We start from the raw sequence: 22,160 nt of genomic DNA, 5'->3' as shown, positions 1-22,160 counted from the left end.
CAGTCGCGACTCAGGCGCCGCGGTCGAGCCACTCCTGACGGTGCGGCGCCTCGTCACCGATCCGGGTGCTGGGACCGTGCCCGGTCAGCACGGTGGTCTCCACCGGCAGCACCAGGAGACGGTCGGTGATCGAGGCGACGATCGTCGGGAAGTCGCTGTACGAGCGTCCCGTCGCCCCCGGGCCGCCCTGGAACAGGGTGTCGCCCGAGAAGAGGACCGGGGTCTCCCCCTCCCAGGCGAGGTCGCGCCCGTAGAAGCACACCGAGCCGGGGGAGTGCCCCGGGGTGTGCAGCACCTCGAGCTCGGCGTCCCCGATCGCGATGCGCTGGCCGTCGGCCAGGTCCACGGTCTCGGGGGCGTCGTCGCCGTGGACGAGCCGCCAGATCGGCGCCTCCTCCGGGTGCAGGTGCACGGGGGCCCCGAAGCGGCGGCCCGCCTCGGGGGCGTGCGCGCTGTGGTCGTCGTGCGCGTGGGTCAGCAGGACCGCCCGGACCGTGCGGTCGCCCACCAGGCGGGCGACGGCGTCGAGGTCGTGGGCCGGGTCGATGACGACGCATTCGCGCGAGTCGCCGATGACCCACACGTTGTTGTCGACCTCCCACGTGCCGCCGTCGAGGGAGAACGTCCCGCTGGTCTCCGTGTGATCGATGGTGACGTCGGGCATGGTCACACCTCCGCGATGTCGACGACGGAGCGCAGGACGCGTCCCTGCTGCATCTTCTCGAAGGCCGGCTCGATGTCCTCGAGCCCGATCCGCTCCGAGACGAACGCGTCGAGGTCCAGACGGCCGAGCCGGTACTGGTCCACGAGCATCGGGAAGTCCCGGGAGGGCAGCGTGTCCCCGTACCAGGCGGACTTGATGGAGCCACCCCGGGAGAAGACCTCGTCCAGCGGCAGCTGCAGGGTGGTGCCGGGGTTCGGGACGCCGACCAGGACCACGCGGCCGGCCAGGTCGCGTGCCTGGAAGGCCTGCTCGAAGGTCTTGGCGATCCCGACGGCGTCGATCACCAGGTCCGCGCCGAAGCCGCCGGTCAGCTCCCGGATCGCCTCGACCGGGTCGGTCTGGCTGGAGTTGACGACGTCGGTCGCGCCGAGGCCGCGGGCGGTCTCGAGCTTCTCGTCGTCGAGGTCCACGGCGATGATGGTGGTGGCCCCGGCCAGAGCCGCCCCCGCGATCGCCGCGGTGCCGACGCCGCCGCAGCCGATCACCGCGACGCTCTCGCCGCGCTTGACCTCGCCGGTGTTGATCGCGGCGCCGATGCCGGCGGTGACGCCGCAGCCGAGCAGGCCGACGGCTGCGTACTGGTCCTGGCTCAGGTCGCCCTCGATCTTGGTGCACTGGCCGGCGGCCACCAGCGTCTTCTCCGCGAACGCCCCGATGCCCAGGGCGGGCTCGAGCTCGGTGCCGTCCTCCAGGGTCATCTTCTGCTCGGCGTTGTGCGTGGCGAAGCAGTACTGGGGCTCGCCCTTGGCGCACGCCCGGCACTCCCCGCACACGGCCCGCCAGTTCAGCACGACGCGGTCGCCGGGAGCCACGTTGGTGACGTCCTCGCCGACCGCCTCGACGACGCCGGAGGCCTCGTGGCCCAGCAGGAACGGGAAGTCGTCGCTGACCCCGCCCTTCTTGTAGTGCAGATCCGTCTGGCACACCCCGCAGGTGAGGATCTTGACGAGGGCCTCACCGGCCCCCGGATCGGGGACGTTGATCGTGGCGATCTCCACGGGCGCGTCTTTCCGGCGGGAAATGACGGCTTTGACCTGTTGCATTCCTGGGGACTCCTCACAGTCGACTCCGGCGTCCCGGCAGCGTGCCGAGGCGCTGTCGGTATCCAGTCAACCACAGGGAAGGGGGCCTCGTCGCGCACGTCCGTCAAGGCCCTGGGGCGGGTCTTCCGTCACAGCCCGAGGAGATGTCCCTCACTTGTCCTCGGAGTAGTCCAGCCGGTCGTTGTCCAGCCGCAGGTTGCGCCCCTCCTCGATCAGGTTGCTGCGAGCGTCCTTCATCTTCTCGGCCTGGCGCACGTCCCGGGGCGGCAGCTGCATGTGGTCCTCTGCCCTGACCCCCGCCTGCAGCTGGCGGGCGCGCTCGAGCTCCGAGTCGAGGACGGCGCCGAACAGCAGCACGTTGTTCATGATCCAGATGAGCAGCAGCATCACGATGACGCCGCCGAGGGTCCCGTAGGTCGCGTTGTAGTTGCCGAAGTTGGAGACGTAGAAGCCGAAGCCGGCTCCCGCGATGGCCATGAAGACCAGCGCGAAGGCCGCCCCGGGGCTCAGCCAGCGGACCTTCGGCTGCTTGATGTTCGGCGTCGCGTAGTAGAGCAGGGCGATCAGGATCACGGCGAAGACCACCAGGATGGGCCACCGCGCCCAGCTCCAGACCATGACGGCGGTGTCGCCCAGGCCGATGAAGTCGCCGAAGAAGCGCAGCATGCCGCCCGAGCTCAGGACCAGCAGCATCATGATGACGACGATGACCACCATGATGAAGGTGATCAGCAGGTTGAAGGGGCGCAGCTTCCACACGGGCCGCCCCTCGACGACGCCGTAGACCCGGTTGAGCGCGCGCCCGAAGCCGCCGACGTAGCCCGATGCGGTCCACAGAGCGCCGACCACACCGGTGACCAGGGCGAGCCCGGCGCCTCCGGAGGTGGTGAGCTGGGAGATGGGGCCCTCGATGAGCTGCATCAGGCTGCTCGGCGCGTAGGGCTCGACGAAGTCGAGGATGGCCTGGGTGGTCTCCTCGCCGCGTCCGAAGACGCCGAGCAGCGAGACCACCGCCAGCAGTCCGGGGAAGACGGAGAGCACGGTGAAGTACGTCAGCGACGCCGCCAGGTCCGTGCAGCCGTTGCTGGTGAAGGAGTTGACGGCGCGCTTGAGCACGTAGGCCCAGCCGGGCTTCGTGATCTCGGTGATCTTGCCGGGCTTGTCCTGATGCTTGGCCGAGGGGCTCTCCGCCTTGTCGATGGTCTGTTCCGTCAGTTCCATGGCTACTTCCCGTACAGGTGTCGTGCGGCGCTTCCCGCGCAGATGAGCGATTGACTGGGCATACAGCCCCCTGGACCAACGTACCCGAAACGTCCGGTTAAAGCGCCGCGGGGCGCACCCCATCAGGGGTGCGCCCCGCGGGGTGCCAGGGGGGAAGGAGAGCGGCCTCAGCTGCCGATGTTGAGCACCCGGGCCGTGTGCGCCATCAGCTCGTCGGCGAGCTCGGGCTCGTCGTTGAGCTTGTGGCCGTAGCCGGGGACCATCTCGCGGATCCGGCCGGTCCAGGAGGCGACGCGGTCCGGGAAGCACTGCTTGACGAGGTTGAGCATGATCGGCACGGCGGTGGAGGCGCCGGGGGAGGCGCCCAGCAGGGCGGCGATCGAGCCGTCGCCCTTGGTGATCAGCTCCGTGCCGAACTGCAGGACGCCGCCGCGCTGGGCGTCCCGGCGCATGACCTGGACCCGCTGGCCGGCGGTGATCATCTCCCACTCGCCCTCCGAGGCCTCGGGGTAGTACTCCCGCAGGGCGTCGAACTTGGACTTCTGGGACTTCACCAACTCCGTCATCAGGTACTTGACCAGCCCGAGGTTGTCCAGGCCGGCGCGGGCCATCGGGTAGAGGTTGTCCGGGCGGATCGACTTCGGCAGGTCGAGGAAGGAGCCCTGCTTGAGGAAGTTGGTCTTGAAGCCCGCGTAGGGGCCGAACATGAGGGAGCGCTTCCCGCCGACGTAGCGGGTGTCCAGGTGCGGCACGGACATCGGGGGCGCGCCCGCGGCGGCCTGGCCGTAGACCTTGGCGTCGTGCTGGGAGGCGGTCTGCTCGTGGGAGTTGCGCAGGAACAGCCCGGACACGGGGAAGCCGCCGAAGCCCTTGCCCTCGGGGATCCCCGACCTCTGCAGCAGGTGCAGCGCCCCGCCGCCGGCGCCGAGGAAGACGAACTTGGCGCGGACCGTCAGGTCGTCCTCGGAGTTGAGGCGGTTCGAGACCTTCAGGGTCCAGGAGCCGTCCGACTCCTGGCGCAGGTCGGTGACCTCCTGGCCGAAGCGGACCGAGGCGCCCTGGGCCTCCAGGTGGTCCGTGAACTGCTGGGTCAGGTTGGCGAAGTCGACGTCGGTTCCCTCGGGGGAGTAGTTGGCGGCGACGACCTCGGAGGCGTCACGCCCCCGCATCGTCAGCGGCGCCCACTCGGCGATCTCCGCCTGGTCGGTGGAGAACCTCATCCGCTCGAAGAGCTTCTGAGGGGCCAGCGCCTCGTAGCGCTTCCTGAGGTAGCGGCTGTGCTCCTCGCCGAAGACCAGCGACATGTGGGGGACGGGGTTGATGAAGCGGGGGTCGGAGATCTTCCCCTCCTCCACCAGGGTCGCCCAGAACTGGCGGCTGATCTGGAACTGCTCGTTGATGTTGAGCGCCTTGGCGGGGTCGACCCGGCCGTCGGGACCCATCGGGGAGTAGTTCAGCTCGCACAGGGCGGAGTGCCCGGTGCCGGCGTTGTTCCACGGGTTCGAGCTCTCGGCACCCACCCGGTCGAGGCGCTCGAACATGGTGATGTCCCAGTTCGGCTCGAGCTCCTTGAGCAGGACGCCGAGGGTTGCGCTCATGATCCCGCCGCCGATCAGGGCGACGTCGGTGGTGTGCGTGGTGGTCACTGTGGCATTCTCCTGTGCTGCCGCCCACGGGGAGCGGCTGATCCTCGCGGTCGCCCTGCGCACGGCGTGACGGTGGGCGGCCGCCGGTCGATGGCGGGTGTGCTCCGGCCCCGCCCCTCAGAGTATCGCTCGCGGCGACGCCGTGGTCGAACGGCACGGGCACGGGGCGAGAGAGGAACGGCGCCTCAGTGGCGAGCCTAGTCCTGGACCTCCACGTGGGCGAAATTCTCCACTCCGGTCGAGGAGAGCGGGTACTGGCGCACGCGCTGGGACAGCGCGACCGTCGAGACGGGGTACGCCAGGGGGACGGCCAGCATCTCCTCCGCGACGCGTTCGTTGATGCCGCGGTAGAGATCGGTGCGCTCCTGCCCGTCGGGCAGGGTCGAGGCCTTGCGGACCCGGGTGAAGAGCTCCTCGTCCTCCACCCCCAGCAGGGGATTCGCCTGGCCGAACAGGGGGGAGATGAAGTCGTCGGGGTCCCGGTAGGTCCCCATCAGACCGGTCAGGGCGAGCGCCCGGGAGGAGTCCTCCGAGGCGATGCGCCTGAGATAATTGTCACTCCACCGGACGGGCACCGGCTTGATCGCGAAGCCGACCTCCACGAGGTCGGCCGCGATTTCGGCGTAGACGGCTGCCGGCTCCTGCAGATAGGGCAGCGAGACGTCGGTGGGGTAGTAGAAGGTGAGCTCCTCGCCGTCGTACTCCGAGGAGTCGAGCAGCTTCCGGGCCATGGACTGGTCCTGGCGGTAGGCCGAGCCGGTCTTCTCGCCGCCCATCTGGAAGAGGGCGGGGGTGAAGTCGTTGGCGACGTTCGTGCCCTCGGGGTAGTAGTCGCGGGCGACGGAGCTGCGGTTGATGGCGTGGGCCAGCGCCCGGCGGACCGCGCGATCCTTGAGCGGGCCGAACTTCTGGTTGATCGCCAGCAGGGTGACGCAGTACGGGTCGCGCTGCTGGACCTGCACGCCGCGGCGGGCGAGCCGGACGAAGTCCTCGATGCCGACCTGGTCGTAGCCGTCCACGTCCCCCCGCAGCAGGTGGTAGTACCGCTTGGCGCTGCCCGTGATGGAGGTGAAGGTCAGCTCGTCCAGCTGCGGCGCGTCCCCCCAGTAGTCCTCGAAGCGCCGGAGGGAGACCGTCCCGCCGTCGTGCCCGTCCATGCTGAAGGGGCCGGTGCCCACGGGGCTGTCGAGGTAGCTCTGCTCGTCCTCGAAGGCGGCGGGGGAGCCGATGCCGAAGGCGGGCTGGGTCAGGGCCCTCAGCAGCGGCGGGTGGCGGTCGGCGATGCGCAGGACGAAGGTGCGCTCGTCGCGGGCCTCCCAGCACTGGTAGATCGAGTCGCGCGGCTCGCCCTCCGGCGTCGTGGACCGGAAGATCGTCTGGTAGGTGGTCTGGCTGACCTGCTCCGCGCGGGTGTTGCGCAGCCATCGCTCGAAGTTGCGCCCGACGGCGTCGGCGCTCAGGTCCGTGCCGTCGTGGAAGGTCACCCCCTCGCGGAGGGCGAAGACGTACTCGAGCCCGTCGTCCGAGACGCTCCAGGACTCGGCGAGGTGCGGCAGGGCGGCGCCGGTGTCCGGGTCGGCGCGGATCAGGGGTTCGAGGATCTGCGCCGAGATGCGCGAGGTCTCCAGCGTCGCCGTGATGGAGGGGTCCAGGGTGGGGGCCTCCGCGGCGCTGGCGAAGACGAACCGCACCGGCTCGGCGGACGCGGAGGCCTCCGCCTCCGCCGAGCCCGAGTCCTCGCCGCACCCCGCCAGGGCGAGGGCGGGCACGCCCAGGCAGCCGGTGAGGAAGCGGCGTCGCGTGGTGTTCACTGGACCTCCTGGGCGCGGGTTTGCCGGGGCGCGACGACGGGTCTGCGGCCGGGGCGGTGCTCCGCGGCGTCGGGACGGCCGGGTGAGCTGGTCACCCGGAAGGGGAGTGCGCGAGGCGGGACTTGAACCCGCACGCTCGTTCGAAGCACAGGAACCTAAATCCTGCGTGTCTGCCTATTCCACCACTCGCGCGCGCTGGTCAGAGGACTGTGAAATTCTACACGAGGCCGGAGCGGGCAGGGGCGGGCGCGGTCAGCCCGCGGGGGCGCCCTTGGCGTCGATGCCGAGGTCGCGACGCAGCTTGGCCACGTGGCCCTTGGCCCTGACGTTGTACTGGGCCTGCTCCACGCGGCCCTGCGCATCGAGGACGAAGGTGGAGCGGATGAGTCCCTCGTAGACCTTCCCGTAGTTCTTCTTCTCGCCCCAGGCGCCGTAGGCGGCGGCGACCGAGTGGTCCGCGTCCGAGAGCAGGGAGAAGGTCAGCTCCTGCCGCTCGGCGAACTTCCGCAGCGCGTCCTCGGAGTCGGGGGAGACGCCGACGACGCGGTAGCCGTGGGCCTCCAGGGACGCGAGGCTGTCGCGGAAGTCGCAGGCCTGGGTCGTACACCCGGGGGTCGAGGCCTTGGGGTAGAAGTAGACGACGACGCGCTCGCCCGCGTAGTCGGCGAGGGACACGGTCTCCCCCCGCGCGTCGGGAAGGGCGAACTCGGGGGCGGCGTCGCCAGGGGCGAGGCGGACGGTTTCACTCACGGCGGTCTCCTGATCGGCTGGGGGTCGGCGCTGTCGGGGCGGGCGGGGCCCTCCTCGACTGTACCGTCTCGGGCCGCGGCGCCCGTGTCCCCACGGGATGAGGGCTGAGACGGGCCGTGGCGGCGGGGCGGCGTGAAAGACTATGATGCTTGCATGCCACAAATCCGGGAATGGTCGATCAGCCGCCTGATGTCCACGGCTGCTCGTATGTTCGAGTACAACTGGAACCGGCAGCTCCAATCACTGGGGCTGACCCACGCGGGCGTCATGGCCCTGGACGTCATCAGCCGCGAGGGCAGCCTGACCCAGGCGCAGGTCGCGCACAAGGTGGGCGTGCAGGCCCAGACCATCGGGAAGACCCTCTCGCGCCTCGAGGCGTACGGCCACATCGCCCGTGAGCGCAACACCGCGGATCGCCGCAGCTACCTCATGGTCATCACGGACAAGGGGAGGGCCGCCCTCTCCGAGGCCCTGCAGGTCGAGCAGGAGCTGGCCGGCACGGGCGTGCTGGAGCACGACGAGCTGCGCAACGCCCTCGAGCAGGTCATCCGGGACCTCTCCAACACCGACACGATGCCCCTCCAGGTGGTCCAGGACACCATGGCCCACCTGCCGGAGGAGTCCCGCGTGGTGGCCGAGGACCTGAACAGCAGCTCGGGCGCGCCCGCCTAGCCGGGCCGCCGGGGGACCGGCTGGGCAGGTTCGTGGCGTCCTGCCCGCCGTCCCCGTCGAGGGGCGGATACGCGAAGACCCGGCCATGCCTGTGCATGACCGGGTCTTCTTCGGTGCGCCCCCTGGGACTCGAACCCAGAACCCATTGATTAAGAGTCAATTGCTCTGCCCATTGAGCTAGAGGCGCCCACCTGACGGTGAGCGAACATCCGGCTGACCGGACATCCGTGCGCCCCCTGGGACTCGAACCCAGAACCCATTGATTAAGAGTCAATTGCTCTGCCCATTGAGCTAGAGGCGCCTGCTGTGACGAGGCGGGGAGAACCACCGCCGCGTTTTGCAACGAAAGAAGACTATACGCGGACCCCCGGACCGGTGCAAGCCGGAGCGGCCCGCTGTGATGCAGCCGATCCTCCCGGCGGGCCCGGGGCGATCAGGACCCTAGACCACCTGATGGCGGATGAACTCCGCGAAGTCCTCGACGTCGTCCTCCTGCTCCAGGATCTCCTCGCCCCGGGCGGTGGGGACCTCCACGAGCGGGGAGACCTGCAGGTCGAAGCGGGAGCCCGAGGTGGTCTCGATCCGGACGCGGCGCTCGGGGAACAGCTGCAGCGCGACCGTGTTGGTGTTGTCCGCCGGCATCGGCAGGCCGAGCGGCTCCATGGCCGCCGGGTCGAAGGGCGCGATGACGAGCTCGGCGGGCGCCCGCCGGTAGCCGATGATGAAGTGGTGCTGGTCGGGGCTCTGGTGCTGCACGACGGCGTCGTCGAGGTGCCGCGCCGAACCCGAGGCGTACAGGAGGTTGTACGCGCCGTAGTTCATCACCTGCCCGTCGAAGATGGCGTGCAGGCGCTGGTGGAGGGGTTCGTCGGGCTCCGGGTCGTCAGACATGTGCCCCAGTGTAGTCGGCCGGGCGGGGCGGCCGGCGGGGATGTGTCGGGGCGCGTCCTCGCGCGGCACCGGGCCTTTCATATTCTGGGATCGGTTTTGACCGCGATTCGAGATCGGTACATGATGTATGCCATGGCACAACGTGGATCGGTCGTTCTCCTGGACGTACGCGTCTCGCTCCTTATTGCGGGTCGCGCGGAAGTCCTGGGCTGAAGACGCCTCCGAAGCCCACCGCGCGAACCCCTCACCGAGCACCCTGGTGGAGGGGTTTTTTACTGCCAGCACGCGAGAACACCAAGATCGCGCTCCCCACCCAAGGCCCACACCATAGCCTGGTCAGTACGAACTGCCACGCACACGATCAAAGGACGATCACATGAGCAACGAATCGTCAGTGACGCCGGCGACTCTCGCCGCGGCCGCGAGTGCTCCGAAGCCGGGGCCTGAGCGCATGACGGGCTCCCAGGCCGTCATCCGCACGCTGGAGAAGCTCGGGGTGACCGACGTCTTCGGCCTGCCGGGCGGGGCCATCCTCCCCACCTACGACCCGCTGCTGGACTCCGACGTCATCAACCACATCCTGGTGCGCCACGAGCAGGGCGCGGGCCACGCCGCCCAGGGCTACGCCATGGCGACCGGGCGGGTGGGGGTCTGCATCGCCACCAGCGGGCCCGGGGCGACCAACCTCATCACCTCGCTGGCCGACGCCCACATGGACTCGGTCCCGATGGTCGCGATCACGGGCCAGGTCTCCTCCAAGGTGCTGGGCACCGACGCCTTCCAGGAGGCGGACATCGTCGGCATGACCATGCCGATCACCAAGCACTCCTTCATGGCCACGCGCGCGCAGGACGTCCCCCTGATGCTCGCCGAGGCGTTCTACATCGCCTCCACCGGACGCCCCGGCCCGGTGCTGGTGGACATCACCAAGGACGCCCAGCAGGGGCTCATGGACTTCGAGTGGCCCGTGCAGATGAAGCTGCGCGGCTACCACCCGGTCGTGAAGGGCCACACCAAGCAGGTCCGCGAGGCCTCCCGCCTGATCGGCGAGGCCGAGCGCCCGGTCCTGTACGTGGGCGGCGGCACGCTGCGCGCCCACGCCTGTCAGGAGCTGGCCGAGCTGGTGGAGCTGACGGGGGCGCCGGTGGTCACCACCCTGACCGCCCGGGGCGCCTTCCCGGACTCGGACCCCCGGAACCTGGGGATGCCGGGCATGCACGGGACCGTTCCGGCCGTGACCGCGATGCAGCAGTCGGACCTGCTGATCGCCCTGGGCGCCCGCTTCGACGACCGCGTGACCGGCGCCCTCGACTCCTTCGCCAGCGGCGCCAAGGTGGTCCACATCGACATCGACCCGGCGGAGATCTCCAAGATCCGCTACGCCGACGTGCCGATCGTGGGGGACCTCAAGACGGTCATCCCCGAGCTGATCGAGGCCGTCAGGGCGCGCCGCGCCGAGGCGGAGCCCGCCGACCTGACCGGCTGGTGGGCGGTGCTGGACCGGCTCAAGAAGGAGTATCCGCTGGGTTACGTCCCGACCGAGGACGGCCTGGGCTCCCCGCAGCACGTCATCGAGCGCATCGGCGCGCTGACCGGCCCCGAGGCGATCTACGCCGCGGGCGTGGGCCAGCACCAGATGTGGGCCGCGCAGTTCGTGGGCTACGAGCGGCCGCACCAGTGGCTGAACTCGGCGGGCCTGGGCACGATGGGATACGCGATCCCCGCGGCCATGGGCGCCCAGGTCGGCCAGCCCGACCGGGTGGTCTGGGCGATCGACGGCGACGGCTGCTTCCAGATGACCAACCAGGAGCTGGCGACCTGCGTCATCAACAACATCCCGATCAAGATCGCGGTCATCAACAACTCGTCCCTGGGGATGGTGCGCCAGTGGCAGACCCTGTTCTACGAGGGCCGCTACTCCAACACGCACCTGAACACCGGGCATGACACGATCCACGTCCCGGACTTCGTCAAGCTGGCGGAGGCCTACGGCTGCGCGGCCTTCCGCTGCGAGTCGGACGACGACGTCGACGACGTGATCCAGAAGGCCCTGGCCATCAACGACCGCCCGGTGCTGATCGACTTCACCGTCAGCCCCGACGCCATGGTCTGGCCCATGGTGCCCGCGGGCGTGTCCAACGACGCGATCCAGATCGCCCGCGAGACCACGCCCGACTGGAACCGAGAGGACTAATCACATGGCACGTCACACACTCTCCGTCCTGGTCGAGGACACCCCGGGCGTCCTCGCCAGGGTCTCCGGCCTGTTCGCCCGCCGGCAGTTCAACATCGACTCCCTGGCGGTCGGCGCGACCGAGGCCCCCGGCATCTCCCGCATCACCGTGGTGGTGGACGCGGACGGGGTGCTCCTCGAGCAGGTCACCAAGCAGCTGAACAAGCTGATCCACGTTCTGAAGATCGTCGAGCTGCCGCCGGAGACCTCGGTGCAGCGCGAGCACATCATGGTCAAGGTCCGTGCCGACGCCGCAACCCGGCTGCAGGTGACCCAGGCCGCAGATCTCTTCCGGGCCCAGATCGTCGACGTCTCCACCGAGTCCGTCGTGATCGAGGCCACCGGGGCGCCCGACAAGCTCACGGCGCTCCTCGACGTCCTCGAGCCCTTCGGGGTCAAGGAGATCGTCCGATCCGGAACCCTGGGTCTGGGCCGCGGCCCCCGCTCCATGAGCGAGAAGGTCCTCCGACACTAGAGCGGACCTGAGCACAGCGGCGGACGCCGGCCGGTAGGCTGAGAGCTGCGGCCGGCACCGCCATCATCTATTCGCCGCGGGGCAGCTGCCTGCGCGGAGACATCGACTGAGGAGAAAACATTCTCATGGCTGAAATCTTTTACGACGACGACGCGAATCTCGCCAACATCCAGGATCGCTCCGTGGCCGTCATCGGCTACGGTTCGCAGGGCCACGCCCACGCGCTGAACCTGCGGGACTCCGGCGTCGACGTACGCATCGGCCTGGCCGAGGGCTCTTCCTCGAAGGCCAAGGCCGAGGCGCAGGGCCTGCGGGTCCTCACGGTCGCCGACGCGGTCAAGGAAGCCGACATCGTGATGATCCTGACCCCGGACCAGGTCCAGGCCACGATCTACAAGGAGTCCATCGAGCCGAACCTGGAGCCGGGCAACGCCCTCTTCTTCGCCCACGGGTTCAACATCCGCTTCGGCTACATCCAGGCCCCCGCCGGCGTCGACGTCGCGATGGTCGCCCCGAAGGGCCCCGGCCACACCGTGCGCCGCGAGTTCGAGGCCGGCCGCGCCGTGCCCGCCCTGGTCGCCGTGGAGAAGGACGAGTCCGGCAAGGCCCTCGACGTCGCCCTGGCCTACGCCAAGGGCCTCGGCGCGACCCGCGCCGGCGTCATCAAGACCACCTTCACCGAGGAGACCGAGTCGGACCTCTTCGGCGAGCAGGCGGTGCTGTGCGGCGGCGTCTCGCAGCTGGTCCAGTACGGCTTCGAGACCCTGACCGAGGCCGGCTACCAGCCGGAGATCGCCTACTTCGAGGTCCTGCACGAGCTGAAGCTGATCGTGGACCTCATGTGGGAGGGCGGCATCGCCAAGCAGCGCTGGTCCATCTCCGACACCGCCGAGTACGGCGACTACGTCTCCGGCCCGCGCGTCATCGACTCGCACGTGAAGGAGAACATGAAGGCCGTGCTCTCCGACATCCAGGACGGCACCTTCGCGAAGCGCTTCATGGACGACCAGGCCGCCGGCGCCCCCGAGTTCAAGGAGCTCCGCAAGAAGGGCGAGTCGCACCCGATCGAGAAGACCGGCCAGGAGCTGCGCAAGCTGTTCTCCTGGAAGGACAACGACAGCGACTACACCGACGGCTCGGTCGCCCGCTGATCCGTCACCGCTCACGCATCGGATGACGTCTCGATGACGAACGGCCATCCGGGGGATGATCCCTCCCGGGTGGCCGTTCGTCGTCGGACGCCGCGGTGCGTCCCAGACCACCCCTCCGCCCACCATCAGGTCCACACCGAAGGAAACCCGCACTGTGACTGTGAAGCCCGTAGTCCTCCTCGCCGAAGAGCTCTCGCCGGCCACCATCGACGCCCTGGGCGACGAGTTCGAGATCCGCAGCACCGACGGCGCCGACCGGCCCCGGCTGCTGCAGGACATCGCCGACGTCGACGCCGTGATGATCCGCTCCGCCACGCAGCTCGACGCCGAGGCGATCGGCGCCGCCCAGCGGCTGAAGGTCATCGCCCGCGCCGGCGTCGGCCTGGACAACGTCGACATCAAGGCCGCGACCGCCGCCGGCGTGATGGTCGTCAACGCCCCGACCTCCAACGTGATCTCCGCGGCCGAGCTGACCGTCGGCCACATCCTGGGGCTCGCCCGCAACATCTCCGCGGCCGACGCCTCGATGCGCGAGGGCCAGTGGAAGCGCTCCCAGTTCACCGGCTCCGAGCTGTACGAGAAGAAGGTCGGCATCATCGGCCTGGGCCGGATCGGCGGGCTGGTGGCCGAGCGGCTGCGCGCCTTCGGCACCGAGATCCTCGCCTACGACCCCTTCGTCACCGGCACCCGCGCCGCCGGACTCGGCGCGCAGCTGGTGGACCTCGAGACCCTCTACCGCGAGTCCGACGTCATCACCATCCACATGCCCAAGACCCCCGAGACCGTGGGGATGATCGACGCCGAGGCCTTCCGCCTCATGAAGAGCACGGCCAGCGTCGTCAACGTCGCCCGCGGCGGGCTGATCGACGAGGCCGACCTCGCCGAGGCGCTGAAGGCCGGCGAGATCGCCGGCGCCGCCATCGACGTCTACGTCAAGGAGCCCGCCCGGGACGTGCCCTTCGTCGGCATGGACAACGTCGTGACCACCCCGCACCTGGGCGCCTCCACGACCGAGGCGCAGGAGAAGGCAGGCGTCTCGGTGGCCCGCTCCGTCAAGCTGGCGCTGGAGGGCGAGCTGGTGCCCGACGCCGTGAACGTCGCCGGCGGCCCCATCGACACCGACGTGCGCCCCGGCGTCCCCCTGGCGGAGAAGCTGGGCCGGGTGCTGACCGCGCTGACCATCGACTCGCCGCTGACGCAGGTGGAGGTCAAGGTCGCCGGCGAGATCGCCGCCAAGGACGTCTCCTCGCTGCGGCTCGCCGCGCTCAAGGGCGTGTTCACCGACGTCGTCTCCGAGAAGGTCTCCTACGTCAACGCGCCGATGATCGCGGAGCAGCGCGGCGTCGAGACCTCGCTGGTCACCACCGAGGAGGTCGAGGGCTTCCGCAACGAGACGACGCTGACCGCGACCCTGACCGACGGCACCCGGGTGGCCGTCTCCGGCACCGTGACCGGGCCCAAGCTCGTGGAGAAGCTGACCGGGGTCAACGGGTTCGACGTCGAGGTGGCGCTCACGGACCACATGCTGCTGCTGGACTACAGCGACCGCCCCGGCGTCATCGCCGCCCTCGGCACGCTGCTCGGCACCGCGAGCATCAACATCGCCGGGATGCAGGTCTCCCGCGCCGAGGGGGAGGGGCGGGCGCTGTGCGTCCTGGCCCTGGACTCAGAGGCCAACCAGGAGATGGTCGCCTCGATCAAGAGCACCGTCTCCGCGCAGCGGGCGGCCTACGTCTCCCTGGCCGACTAGCGGCGCATCCCTCCTTCGGACGCTCGGGTCCCTCCGCGGGTCCGGGCGCCCGGCGCCGCTTCCCGCGTTGACCCCCGTCGACGCGGTACCCGCCCGCCACCGCCCCGTCCGTCGGCGCCGTCCCGCCCGGCACCGACCCCGCCGCAGAACTCCCCTAGAGTAGGAGCCATGACTTCCACCGCCGCCGAGCCCTTCTACATCACCACCGCCATCGTCTACCCCAACGGCGACCCGCACATCGGCCACGCCTACGAACACATCGCCACGGACGTGATGGCGCGCTACAAGCGCCTGGACGGCTACGACGTGCGCTTCATGACGGGCACCGACGAGCACGGCCAGAAGATGCAGACCTCGGCGGAGAAGCTCGGCGTCTCGCCGAAGGAGCTGGCCGACAGCAACAGCGCGAAGATCCAGGCGATGGACGACATGCTGGGCGTCAGCTACGACCGGTTCATCCGGACCACCGACCCCGACCACGTCGCGGCCTGCCAGGAGATCTGGCGCCGCATGGAGGCCAACGGGGACATCTACCTGGACAAGTACGCGGGCTGGTACTCCGTGCGCGACGAGGCCTTCTACGCCCAGGAGGAGACCGAGCTGCGCGAGGACGGCGTGCGCTACGCCCTCCCCACGGACACCGAGGTCCACTGGACCGAGGAGGAGTCCTACTTCTTCCGGCTCTCCAAGTACCAGGACCGGCTGCTGGAGCTCTACCGCGGCGAGCGGTTCGCCCAGCCGGAGTACCGCAGCAACGAGGTCGCCGCCTTCGTCGCCTCCGGGCTGCGGGACCTCTCCATCTCGCGCACCACCTTCGACTGGGGCATCCCGGTCCCGGGCAACGAGAAGCACATCATGTACGTGTGGGTCGACGCGCTGACCAACTACCTCACCGGGCTCGGCTTCCCGGACACCTCGGGGGAGCTGTTCCGGCGCTACTGGCCGGCCGACGTCCACGTGATCGGCAAGGACATCACCCGCTTCCACACCGTCTACTGGCCGGCCTTCCTCTGGTCCGCCGGCCTGGAGCTGCCGGAGAAGGTCTTCGCCCACGGCTTCCTCCTCGTGGACGGGGCCAAGATGTCCAAGTCCGTGGGCAACGTGCTGGACCCGGCGCAGCTGGTGGACAGCTTCGGCGTCGACCCCCTGCGCTTCTTCCTGCTGCGCGAGGTGACCTTCGGCCAGGACGGCTCCTACAGCGCCGCCGCGATCATCTCCCGGATCAACTCCGACCTCTCCAACGACCTCGGCAACCTGGCCCAGCGCTCGCTGTCCATGGTCGCCAAGAACTGCGGGGGAGAGGTCCCCTCGCCCGGCGAGCTCTCCGCCGAGGACTCCGCCATGCTCGACGCCGCCCGCGGCCTGCGCGGCCCGGTCCTGGAGGACGTCGACCGCCTGGACTTCCACCGGGCCCTGGAACGCATCTGGCGGGTGGTCGGCGAGACCAACCGCTACTTCACCGCGCAGGAGCCGTGGAAGCTGCGCAAGACCGACCCCGAGCGCATGGCCACGGTGCTGTACGTGACGCTCGAGGTGCTGCGCGTCGTCGCGATCCTGGTCCAGCCGGTCATGCCCAGCTCGATGGGCCGGCTGCTGGACCAGCTCGGTCAGCCCGAGGGCGAGGCCCGGATGTTCGCGGCGCTGGGACGGCGGATCGAGCCCGGCGTCGCGCTGCCGAAGCCGGAGGGGGTCTTCCCTCGCTACGAGGCGCCGGAGGAGGCCTGAATCCCGCAGAACCGAACTCACAGGGTTTAAACCTTGTTTTTATGGATACCGGGTTGGAGTCTTGTGAGCTGAGAGCTTCTCTGAGAGGCTGGGAAGCATGTTCGTCCTGACCGTCGACCAGAGATCCTCCCGCACCGCCGAGGACGCGGTGCCGAGCCTGGGCGGGGCGGCCCCCGGGGCTCTCGTCGGGTTCACCCGGACCGTGGGCGACGAGGCGCAGGCCGTCTTCGACCGCGCCGGGCCGGCCGTCCGCTGCCTGGTGGACCTCGTGCTGACGGGCTGCTGGCACGGCGGGCTGGGGATCGGCGGCATCGAGGGGGCGCTGCCCGACGACGTCCGCAGAGCCCGAGGAGCGGCCTTCGTCCATGCTCGCGAGGCCGTCGAAGCGGCCAAGGGGACCCCTTCCCACCTCTCGGTGCGATCCGGGGAGGCGGACGGCGAGATGCTCGAGGCCTCGCTGAGGGTGCTGGTCAGCGTGAGGGGGCGGCAGCGTGCCACGACCCGTGAGGCCTACGGCCTGGCACTGGGCGGCGCGAGCCAGTCCGAGATCGCCGAGCGGCTGGGCATCAGCCAGCAGGCGGTCTCCGATCGGCTGGGCACGGGCTTGTTCCGGGAGCTCGAGGGCCTGATGGCGCAGGCCGCCCTCCTGGCCGGCCGGGTCTCCGAGCGCCTCTCCGGGGAGGACTCGCCGGGGGTCGCGGCGGCATGAGCATCCTCTGCCTGACGCTGGTGTGCCTGGCGGCGGTGCTCGCCGCGCTCACCTGTTTCCGGGTCCCCTCCCAGTCCGTCGTCCGGCGCCGGGCATGGGCGCTGGTCCAGCTGGTGCTGCTCGGGTCCGCGGCCCTCTCCGGGTACCTTCTCCTGCAGCTGCCCGACGAATCCGCGGGATGGGGCCCAGCCGGAGCGGCCGCGGTGACCGTTGCCGGATGCCTCGCGGCCGCCTGCGGGGGCGCCCCGGTCACGACGTCGATCCTCGAGATCTCCCGCAGGGCCGGAAGGAGGCCCTCCGGCGAGCAGGTGACCGGAGCCCCGGAGCCCTCCGACCCCGAACGCGAGTCGACGCTGCACGGCGGCCTGTGGATCGGGGTCCTGGAACGCCTGGCCATCGTCGTCTGCCTGCTGCTGGGATGGCCCACCGGCCTCACAGTCCTGGCCGCGATCAAGGCCCTCGGGCGGTTCTCGGAGCTCAAGGACGCCGACGCCGTGGAGCGCTTCATCCTGGGCACCCTGGCCTCGACGCTGTGGGCGGCGGCCTGGGCTGGGGTCACCCTGATGCTCCTCGCGTGATGCGAGGGGCCTAGGCCGGGGTCGCATCCTGAGACACGGTTCCGACATGTGGTCGCCGGCGGCCCGGGCGGCTAGTTTGTACTCATGAACGACTCTCAGCGAAACGGCACCATCGACCTCGCGGTCATCCCCGGCGACGGCATCGGCCCCGAGGTCACGGAACAGGCCCTCAGGGTCCTCACGCGCGCGGCGGAGGCGGTGGGCGTGGCGGTCAGCCCCACCGAGTACCGGCTGGGCGCCGAGGCCTGGCTCGAGACGGGGGAGACCCTCTCGGAGGAGACGCTGACCCGGCTGCGGGCCCACGACGCCATCCTGTTCGGCGCCGTCGGGGCCGACCCGAAGTCGGCCCAGGTGCCCTCCGGGCTCATCGAACGAGAGATCCTGCTGCGCCTGCGCTTCGCGTTCGACCACTTCATCAACCTCCGGCCCTCCCGGCTCTACCCCGGCGCGGTCTCGCCGCTGAGCGACCCGGGAGAGATCGACTTCGTCGTGGTGCGCGAGGGCACCGAGGGGCCGTACGTGGGCAACGGCGGGGTGATCCGCCAGGACACGCCGCAGGAGATCGCGACCGAGGTCTCGATCAACACCGCGCACGGCGTCGAGCGGCTGATCCGCTTCGCCTTCGAGAAGGCGCAATCGCGCGAGCGCCGCAGGCTGACCCTGATCCACAAGAACAACGTGCTGGTCAACGCCGGCGGGCTCTACGCGCGGACCTTCGACCGGGTCGCGAAGGAGTATCCTGAGGTCAGCACCGATTACCTGCACGTGGACGCGGCCACCATCTTCATGACCACGGACCCTGCTCGTTTCGATGTGATCGTGACCGACAACCTCTTCGGCGACATCCTGACCGACCAGGCGGGCGCCGTCACCGGCGGCATCGGCTACGCGGCCTGCGGGAACATCAACGCCGAGGGCACCGCTCCCTCGATGTTCGAGCCCGTGCACGGCTCGGCGCCGGACATCGCCGGGCGCGGCGTCGCCGACCCGACGGCCGCCGTGCTGGCCGCCGCGCTGCTGCTGCGCCACCTCGGCCACGAGGCCGCCGCGCTGAACGTCGAGGCCGCCGTCGAGCGCGACATGGCCGGCAAGGGGACCGCTCCCCGCACGACCCACCAGGTCGGCGAGGCGATCCTCGCGGAACTGGGCTGACCGCCCGCGCCGCACGTCTCATCACACACCCGTCTCGAAGGGATCCCGAGTTGAACACCCCGGAGTTCACCGTCACCGCCACCCCCCAGCCCATGCACCCGGACCGCCGGGCCGAGATCCTCGCGGATCCCGGATTCGGCAACTTCACCACCGACCACGTCGCCAAGGTCGAGTGGGAGGGCGACTACTCCACGGGGGGCACCTGGCACGACGCGCGGATCGAGCCCTACGCGCCGCTCTCGCTGGACCCGGCCACCGCGGTGCTCCACTACGGCCAGGAGGTCTTCGAGGGCCTCAAGGCCTACCGGCACGCCGACGGCTCCGTCTGGCTCTTCCGCCCCGAGGCCAACGCGGCGCGGATGAACCGCTCGGCCCGCCGGCTGGCGCTGCCGCAGCTGCCCGAGGGGATGTTCGTGGAGGCGGTCAAGGCGCTCGTGCGCCAGGACGCCCACTGGATCCCCGAGGGCGAGGGCACCTCGCTGTACCTCCGGCCGTTCATGATCGCGACCGAGAAGTTCCTGGGGGTGCGGCCGACCCGCGAGGCCCTCTTCGAGGTCATCGCCTCGCCCGCCGGCAACTACTTCGGGACGCCGGAGCCGGTGGACATCTGGCTCTCCGAGACGTACTCCCGGGCGGCCCAGGGCGGCACGGGGGACGCCAAGTGCGGCGGCAACTACGCCGCGAGCCTGCTCCCGCAGCTCGAGGGCGAGGCCCAGGGCTGCAAGCAGGTCATCTTCACCGATCCGGCCCGCGAGGACGCGATCGAGGAGCTCGGCGGGATGAACGTGTTCTTCGTCTACCGCGACGGCACGCTGGTGACCCCGGAGCTGACCGGGACCATCCTCGAGGGCGTCACCCGCGACTCGGTGATCGAGCTGGCCCGCGAGCGTGGCCTGACCGTCGAGGAGCGCCGGATCACCCTCGAGGAGTGGCGCCGCGGCGTCGCCGAGGACCGGATCAGCGAGATCTTCGCGTGCGGGACCGCCGCCGTGATCAGCCCGATGGGCCGGCTGCGCTCCGCCCACGAGGAGATCCCGGCCCCGGCCGAGCCCAACGGCGAGGTCACCACCTGGCTGCGGGAGCAGCTGACCGGCATCCAGACCGGCCGGGTCGAGGACCGCTTCGGCTGGCTCACCCGCGTGCTGTAACGCAGGCCTCTCCCGTCCGCCGGCCGCGCCGGCCGCGCTCCTCGGGCGCGGCCGGCGCGCTACCCTGGGAGACATGCGCATTGCGAGATTCACGGCAGAGAACGAACTGTACTTCGGACGCGTGGACGGCGAGCCCGGCGAGGAGCGCCTCACCGTGCTGGCCGGCGACCCGTTCTACACCGGCATCACCCCCACGCAGAAGAGCTTCGCGCTCGAGGACGTGCGCCTGGTCGCCCCCATCATCCCGCGGTCCAAGATCGTGGGCGTGGCGCGGAACTGGCACGACCACGCGGCGGAGCTGGGCAACGAGACGCCGACCTCGCCCCAGCTGTTCCTCAAGCCGAACACCTCCGTCGCCGGCCCCGGCGACCCGGTGACCCTCCCGGAGACCAGCGAGTCGGTCTCCTTCGAGGGCGAGCTGGCGGTGGTGATCGGGCGGATGTGCAAGTCCGTCCCGGTCGAGCGGGTCCCGGAGGTCGTCTTCGGCTACACCTGCGCCAACGACCTCACCGCCCGCGACCTCCAGAAGTCGGACCTGCAGTGGGCCCGGGCCAAGGGGTTCGACGGCGCGTGCCCGCTCGGCCCCTGGATCCAGACCGAGCTGGAGACCGAGGACCTGTCCATCCGCACCTGGCTCGACGGCGACCTCAGGCAGGACGGGACGACCGGGGACATGATCTTCGGCGTCGCCGAGCTGGTCTCCTTCGTGTCCGAGGCCTTCACCCTGCTGCCCGGCGACGTGATCCTGACCGGGACCCCCGCCGGCGTCGGCCTGGTGCGGGACGGCGAGGAGGTCGAGATCGAGATCGAGGGCATCGGCGCCCTGACCAACCGCATGCGGCGCGCCTGAGCGCTTCACCCACCCACTCCACCCCCACCGAGACGAAAGCGATACCCGGCAACCAGCATGACCCCTGAAGCCATCACCCCCACCGTCAGCGATGACCGCCCCGTGCGCGTCCGCTTCTGCCCCTCGCCCACCGGCACCCCCCACGTGGGGCTCATCCGCACCGCCCTGTTCAACTGGGCCTACGCCCGGCACACCGGCGGGAAGCTGGTGTTCCGCATCGAGGACACCGACGCCAGCCGCGACTCCGAGGAGTCCTTCGAGCAGGTGCTGGAGTCCCTGCACTGGCTGGGCATCGAGTGGGACGAGGGCGTCGGCGTCGGCGGCCCGCACGAGCCCTACCGGCAGTCCCAGCGCGGGGACCTGTACGCCGAGGTGATCGAGAAGCTCAAGGCCGGCGGGTACGTCTACGAGGACTTCTCGACGCCGGCCGAGGTCGAGGAGCGGCACCGGGCCAAGGGCGAGGACCCCAAGCTCGGCTACGACAACTACGACCGGGATCTCACCGAGGAGCAGCGGGAGGCCTTCCGCGCCGAGGGCCGGGAGCCGGTGCTGCGCCTGCGGATGCCGGACGAGGACATCACCTTCCGGGACCTGGTCCGCGGCGAGATCACCTTCAAGGCCGGCACGGTCCCCGACTTCGTGGTGGTCCGCGCCAACGGCAAGCCGCTCTACACGCTGGTCAACCCGGTGGACGACGCGCTGATGGGCATCACCCACGTGCTGCGCGGCGAGGACCTGCTCTCCTCGACCCCGCGCCAGATCGCCCTGTACCGGGCGCTGACGGGCATCGGCGTCGCCGAGTTCATCCCCGAGTTCGGCCACCTGCCCTACGTGATGGGGGCGGGCAACAAGAAGCTCTCCAAGCGCGACCCCGAGTCCAACCTGTTCCTGCTGCGCGACGCCGGGTTCATCAAGGAGGGGCTGCTGAACTACCTCTCCCTGCTGGGCTGGTCCCTGTCCGCCGACGAGGACGTCTTCACGGTCGAGCAGCTCGTGGAGCATTTCGACGTCCACGACGTGCTGGCCAACCCGGCCCGCTTCGACGTCAAGAAGGCCGAGGCGATCAACGGCTCCCATATCCGGATGCTCGAGCCGGAGGTCTTCGAGGAGCGCCTGGTCCCGTACCTGCGCGACGCCGGGATCCTCCGCGGCGAGGGCCCCGACGAGCGGGAGCGCGCGATCCTCCACGAGGCGGCGCCCCTGGTCCAGGAGCGCATGCAGCTGCTGGGGGAGGCCCCGGGCCTGCTGGGCTTCCTCTTCCGCGCCGACGATGAGATCGAGATCGCCGCGGACGCCCGCAAGCAGCTCAAGGAGTCCGCTCCGCAGGTCCTGGAGGCCGCTCAGACGGCCTTGGAGGCGCTCCAGGGGTGGGAGGCCGCCGAGATCGAAACGGCGCTGCGAGAGGCCATCGTGGACGGTCTGGGCATCAAGCCGCGGCTGGCCTTCGGCCCGGTGCGCATCGCGGTCTCGGGAGAGCGGATCTCGCCGCCGCTGTTCGAGTCGCTCGAGATCCTCGGGCGCGAGTCGACGCTGGCCCGGATCGGGGCGCTGCGGCGCGAGCTGGCGGCCGCGGGATAGCGGCCGGCTCGGCCGCGTCGCGGGGGCCTCCCGCGGCGTGGTCGAGCACACAT

At 70.2% G+C, this 22,160-nt stretch carries 19 protein-coding genes and 3 tRNA genes; 12 read left to right on the top strand and 10 right to left on the bottom strand.

The features are described from left to right. Positions 1-10: 10 nt before the first annotated feature. The 7 genes from EWV39_RS09125 to bcp form a co-directional block, all read right to left on the bottom strand. Positions 11-664 carry an MBL fold metallo-hydrolase gene (locus EWV39_RS09125; RefSeq protein WP_129658815.1) on the bottom strand — a complete coding sequence of 218 codons (654 nt, stop codon included), beginning with the start codon at positions 662-664 and terminating at the stop codon, positions 11-13. Positions 665-666: 2 nt separating this feature from the next. After that, entirely contained in the window at positions 667-1,767 is a 1,101-nt protein-coding gene (locus EWV39_RS09120; protein WP_129658813.1) for an S-(hydroxymethyl)mycothiol dehydrogenase, read from the bottom strand. A gap of 150 nt (positions 1,768-1,917) precedes the next feature. Then, a complete protein-coding gene (locus EWV39_RS09115; RefSeq protein ID WP_129658811.1) occupies positions 1,918-2,988 on the bottom strand; it encodes a YihY/virulence factor BrkB family protein in 1,071 nt (356 codons plus the stop codon). A gap of 167 nt (positions 2,989-3,155) precedes the next feature. Next, positions 3,156-4,676 (bottom strand): malate:quinone oxidoreductase, encoded by a 1,521-nt coding sequence (locus EWV39_RS09110; RefSeq protein WP_129659279.1) that lies wholly within the window; start codon positions 4,674-4,676, stop codon positions 3,156-3,158. A gap of 155 nt (positions 4,677-4,831) precedes the next feature. Next, a complete protein-coding gene (locus EWV39_RS09105) occupies positions 4,832-6,445 on the bottom strand; it encodes an ABC transporter substrate-binding protein (RefSeq protein WP_129658809.1) in 1,614 nt (537 codons plus the stop codon). Between the two features lie 107 nt (positions 6,446-6,552). Next, positions 6,553-6,637: transfer RNA gene (locus tag EWV39_RS09100), tRNA-Leu, on the bottom strand. Positions 6,638-6,697: 60 nt separating this feature from the next. Continuing rightward, on the bottom strand, positions 6,698-7,195 hold the full coding sequence (bcp, locus tag EWV39_RS09095) for a thioredoxin-dependent thiol peroxidase (protein ID WP_129658807.1): 498 nt from the start codon (positions 7,193-7,195) through the stop codon (positions 6,698-6,700). A 153-nt stretch (positions 7,196-7,348) separates the two neighbouring features. Here bcp and EWV39_RS09090 point away from each other — a divergent pair, with 153 nt between their 5' ends. Next, positions 7,349-7,867, top strand: a complete 519-nt coding sequence (locus tag EWV39_RS09090) for a MarR family winged helix-turn-helix transcriptional regulator (RefSeq protein ID WP_129658805.1) — start codon at positions 7,349-7,351, stop codon at positions 7,865-7,867. A 114-nt stretch (positions 7,868-7,981) separates the two neighbouring features. Here EWV39_RS09090 and EWV39_RS09085 read toward each other — a convergent pair. The 3 genes from EWV39_RS09085 to EWV39_RS09075 form a co-directional block, all read right to left on the bottom strand. Further along, positions 7,982-8,054, bottom strand: a tRNA-Lys gene (locus EWV39_RS09085). A gap of 41 nt (positions 8,055-8,095) precedes the next feature. Next, positions 8,096-8,168 (bottom strand) — tRNA-Lys (locus tag EWV39_RS09080). A gap of 140 nt (positions 8,169-8,308) precedes the next feature. Beyond that, entirely contained in the window at positions 8,309-8,758 is a 450-nt protein-coding gene (locus tag EWV39_RS09075; protein ID WP_129658804.1) for a hypothetical protein, read from the bottom strand. 376 nt (positions 8,759-9,134) lie between these two features. On the opposite strand from EWV39_RS09075, the gene EWV39_RS09070 reads away from it, so the two are divergent. The 11 genes from EWV39_RS09070 to gltX all read left to right on the top strand — a co-directional run bounded on the left by EWV39_RS09070 (position 9,135) and on the right by gltX (position 22,107). Next, the gene (locus tag EWV39_RS09070; RefSeq protein WP_129658802.1) at positions 9,135-10,952 is read left to right on the top strand and encodes an acetolactate synthase large subunit; all 1,818 of its coding nucleotides are present in this window, start codon (positions 9,135-9,137) and stop codon (positions 10,950-10,952) included. Between the two features lie 4 nt (positions 10,953-10,956). Further along, the gene (ilvN, locus tag EWV39_RS09065; RefSeq protein WP_129658800.1) at positions 10,957-11,466 is read left to right on the top strand and encodes an acetolactate synthase small subunit; all 510 of its coding nucleotides are present in this window, start codon (positions 10,957-10,959) and stop codon (positions 11,464-11,466) included. Between the two features lie 125 nt (positions 11,467-11,591). Then, positions 11,592-12,617 carry a ketol-acid reductoisomerase gene (ilvC, locus tag EWV39_RS09060; protein ID WP_129658798.1) on the top strand — a complete coding sequence of 342 codons (1,026 nt, stop codon included), beginning with the start codon at positions 11,592-11,594 and terminating at the stop codon, positions 12,615-12,617. Positions 12,618-12,771: 154 nt separating this feature from the next. Further along, on the top strand, positions 12,772-14,367 hold the full coding sequence (gene serA, locus EWV39_RS09055) for a phosphoglycerate dehydrogenase (RefSeq protein WP_238148201.1): 1,596 nt from the start codon (positions 12,772-12,774) through the stop codon (positions 14,365-14,367). Positions 14,368-14,535: 168 nt separating this feature from the next. Then, a complete protein-coding gene (gene metG / locus EWV39_RS09050; RefSeq protein WP_129658794.1) occupies positions 14,536-16,092 on the top strand; it encodes a methionine--tRNA ligase in 1,557 nt (518 codons plus the stop codon). 97 nt (positions 16,093-16,189) lie between these two features. Beyond that, entirely contained in the window at positions 16,190-16,801 is a 612-nt protein-coding gene (locus EWV39_RS09045; RefSeq protein ID WP_129658792.1) for a winged helix-turn-helix domain-containing protein, read from the top strand. Then, complete coding sequence (locus EWV39_RS09040; protein WP_129658790.1) at positions 16,798-17,379, top strand: hypothetical protein; 582 nt, start codon at positions 16,798-16,800, stop codon at positions 17,377-17,379. Before EWV39_RS09045 ends, EWV39_RS09040 begins: the two co-directional genes overlap by 4 nt. 84 nt (positions 17,380-17,463) lie before the next feature. Further along, positions 17,464-18,531 carry a 3-isopropylmalate dehydrogenase gene (locus tag EWV39_RS09035; protein ID WP_129658788.1) on the top strand — a complete coding sequence of 356 codons (1,068 nt, stop codon included), beginning with the start codon at positions 17,464-17,466 and terminating at the stop codon, positions 18,529-18,531. Between the two features lie 50 nt (positions 18,532-18,581). Beyond that, positions 18,582-19,679: a branched-chain amino acid aminotransferase gene (locus EWV39_RS09030; RefSeq protein ID WP_272947836.1), complete on the top strand. Its 1,098-nt coding sequence runs from the start codon at positions 18,582-18,584 to the stop codon at positions 19,677-19,679. A 73-nt stretch (positions 19,680-19,752) separates the two neighbouring features. Continuing rightward, positions 19,753-20,529: a fumarylacetoacetate hydrolase family protein gene (locus EWV39_RS09025; protein WP_129658786.1), complete on the top strand. Its 777-nt coding sequence runs from the start codon at positions 19,753-19,755 to the stop codon at positions 20,527-20,529. Positions 20,530-20,586: 57 nt separating this feature from the next. Next, the gene (gene gltX, locus EWV39_RS09020) at positions 20,587-22,107 is read left to right on the top strand and encodes a glutamate--tRNA ligase (RefSeq protein WP_129658784.1); all 1,521 of its coding nucleotides are present in this window, start codon (positions 20,587-20,589) and stop codon (positions 22,105-22,107) included. The last annotated feature ends 53 nt before the right edge of the window (positions 22,108-22,160 follow it).

Source organism: Rothia halotolerans (assembly GCF_004136635.1).
Taxonomy (GTDB): Bacteria; Actinomycetota; Actinomycetes; order Actinomycetales; family Micrococcaceae; genus Rothia; species Rothia halotolerans.
This window is presented reverse-complemented; position numbering and strand designations above follow the sequence as displayed.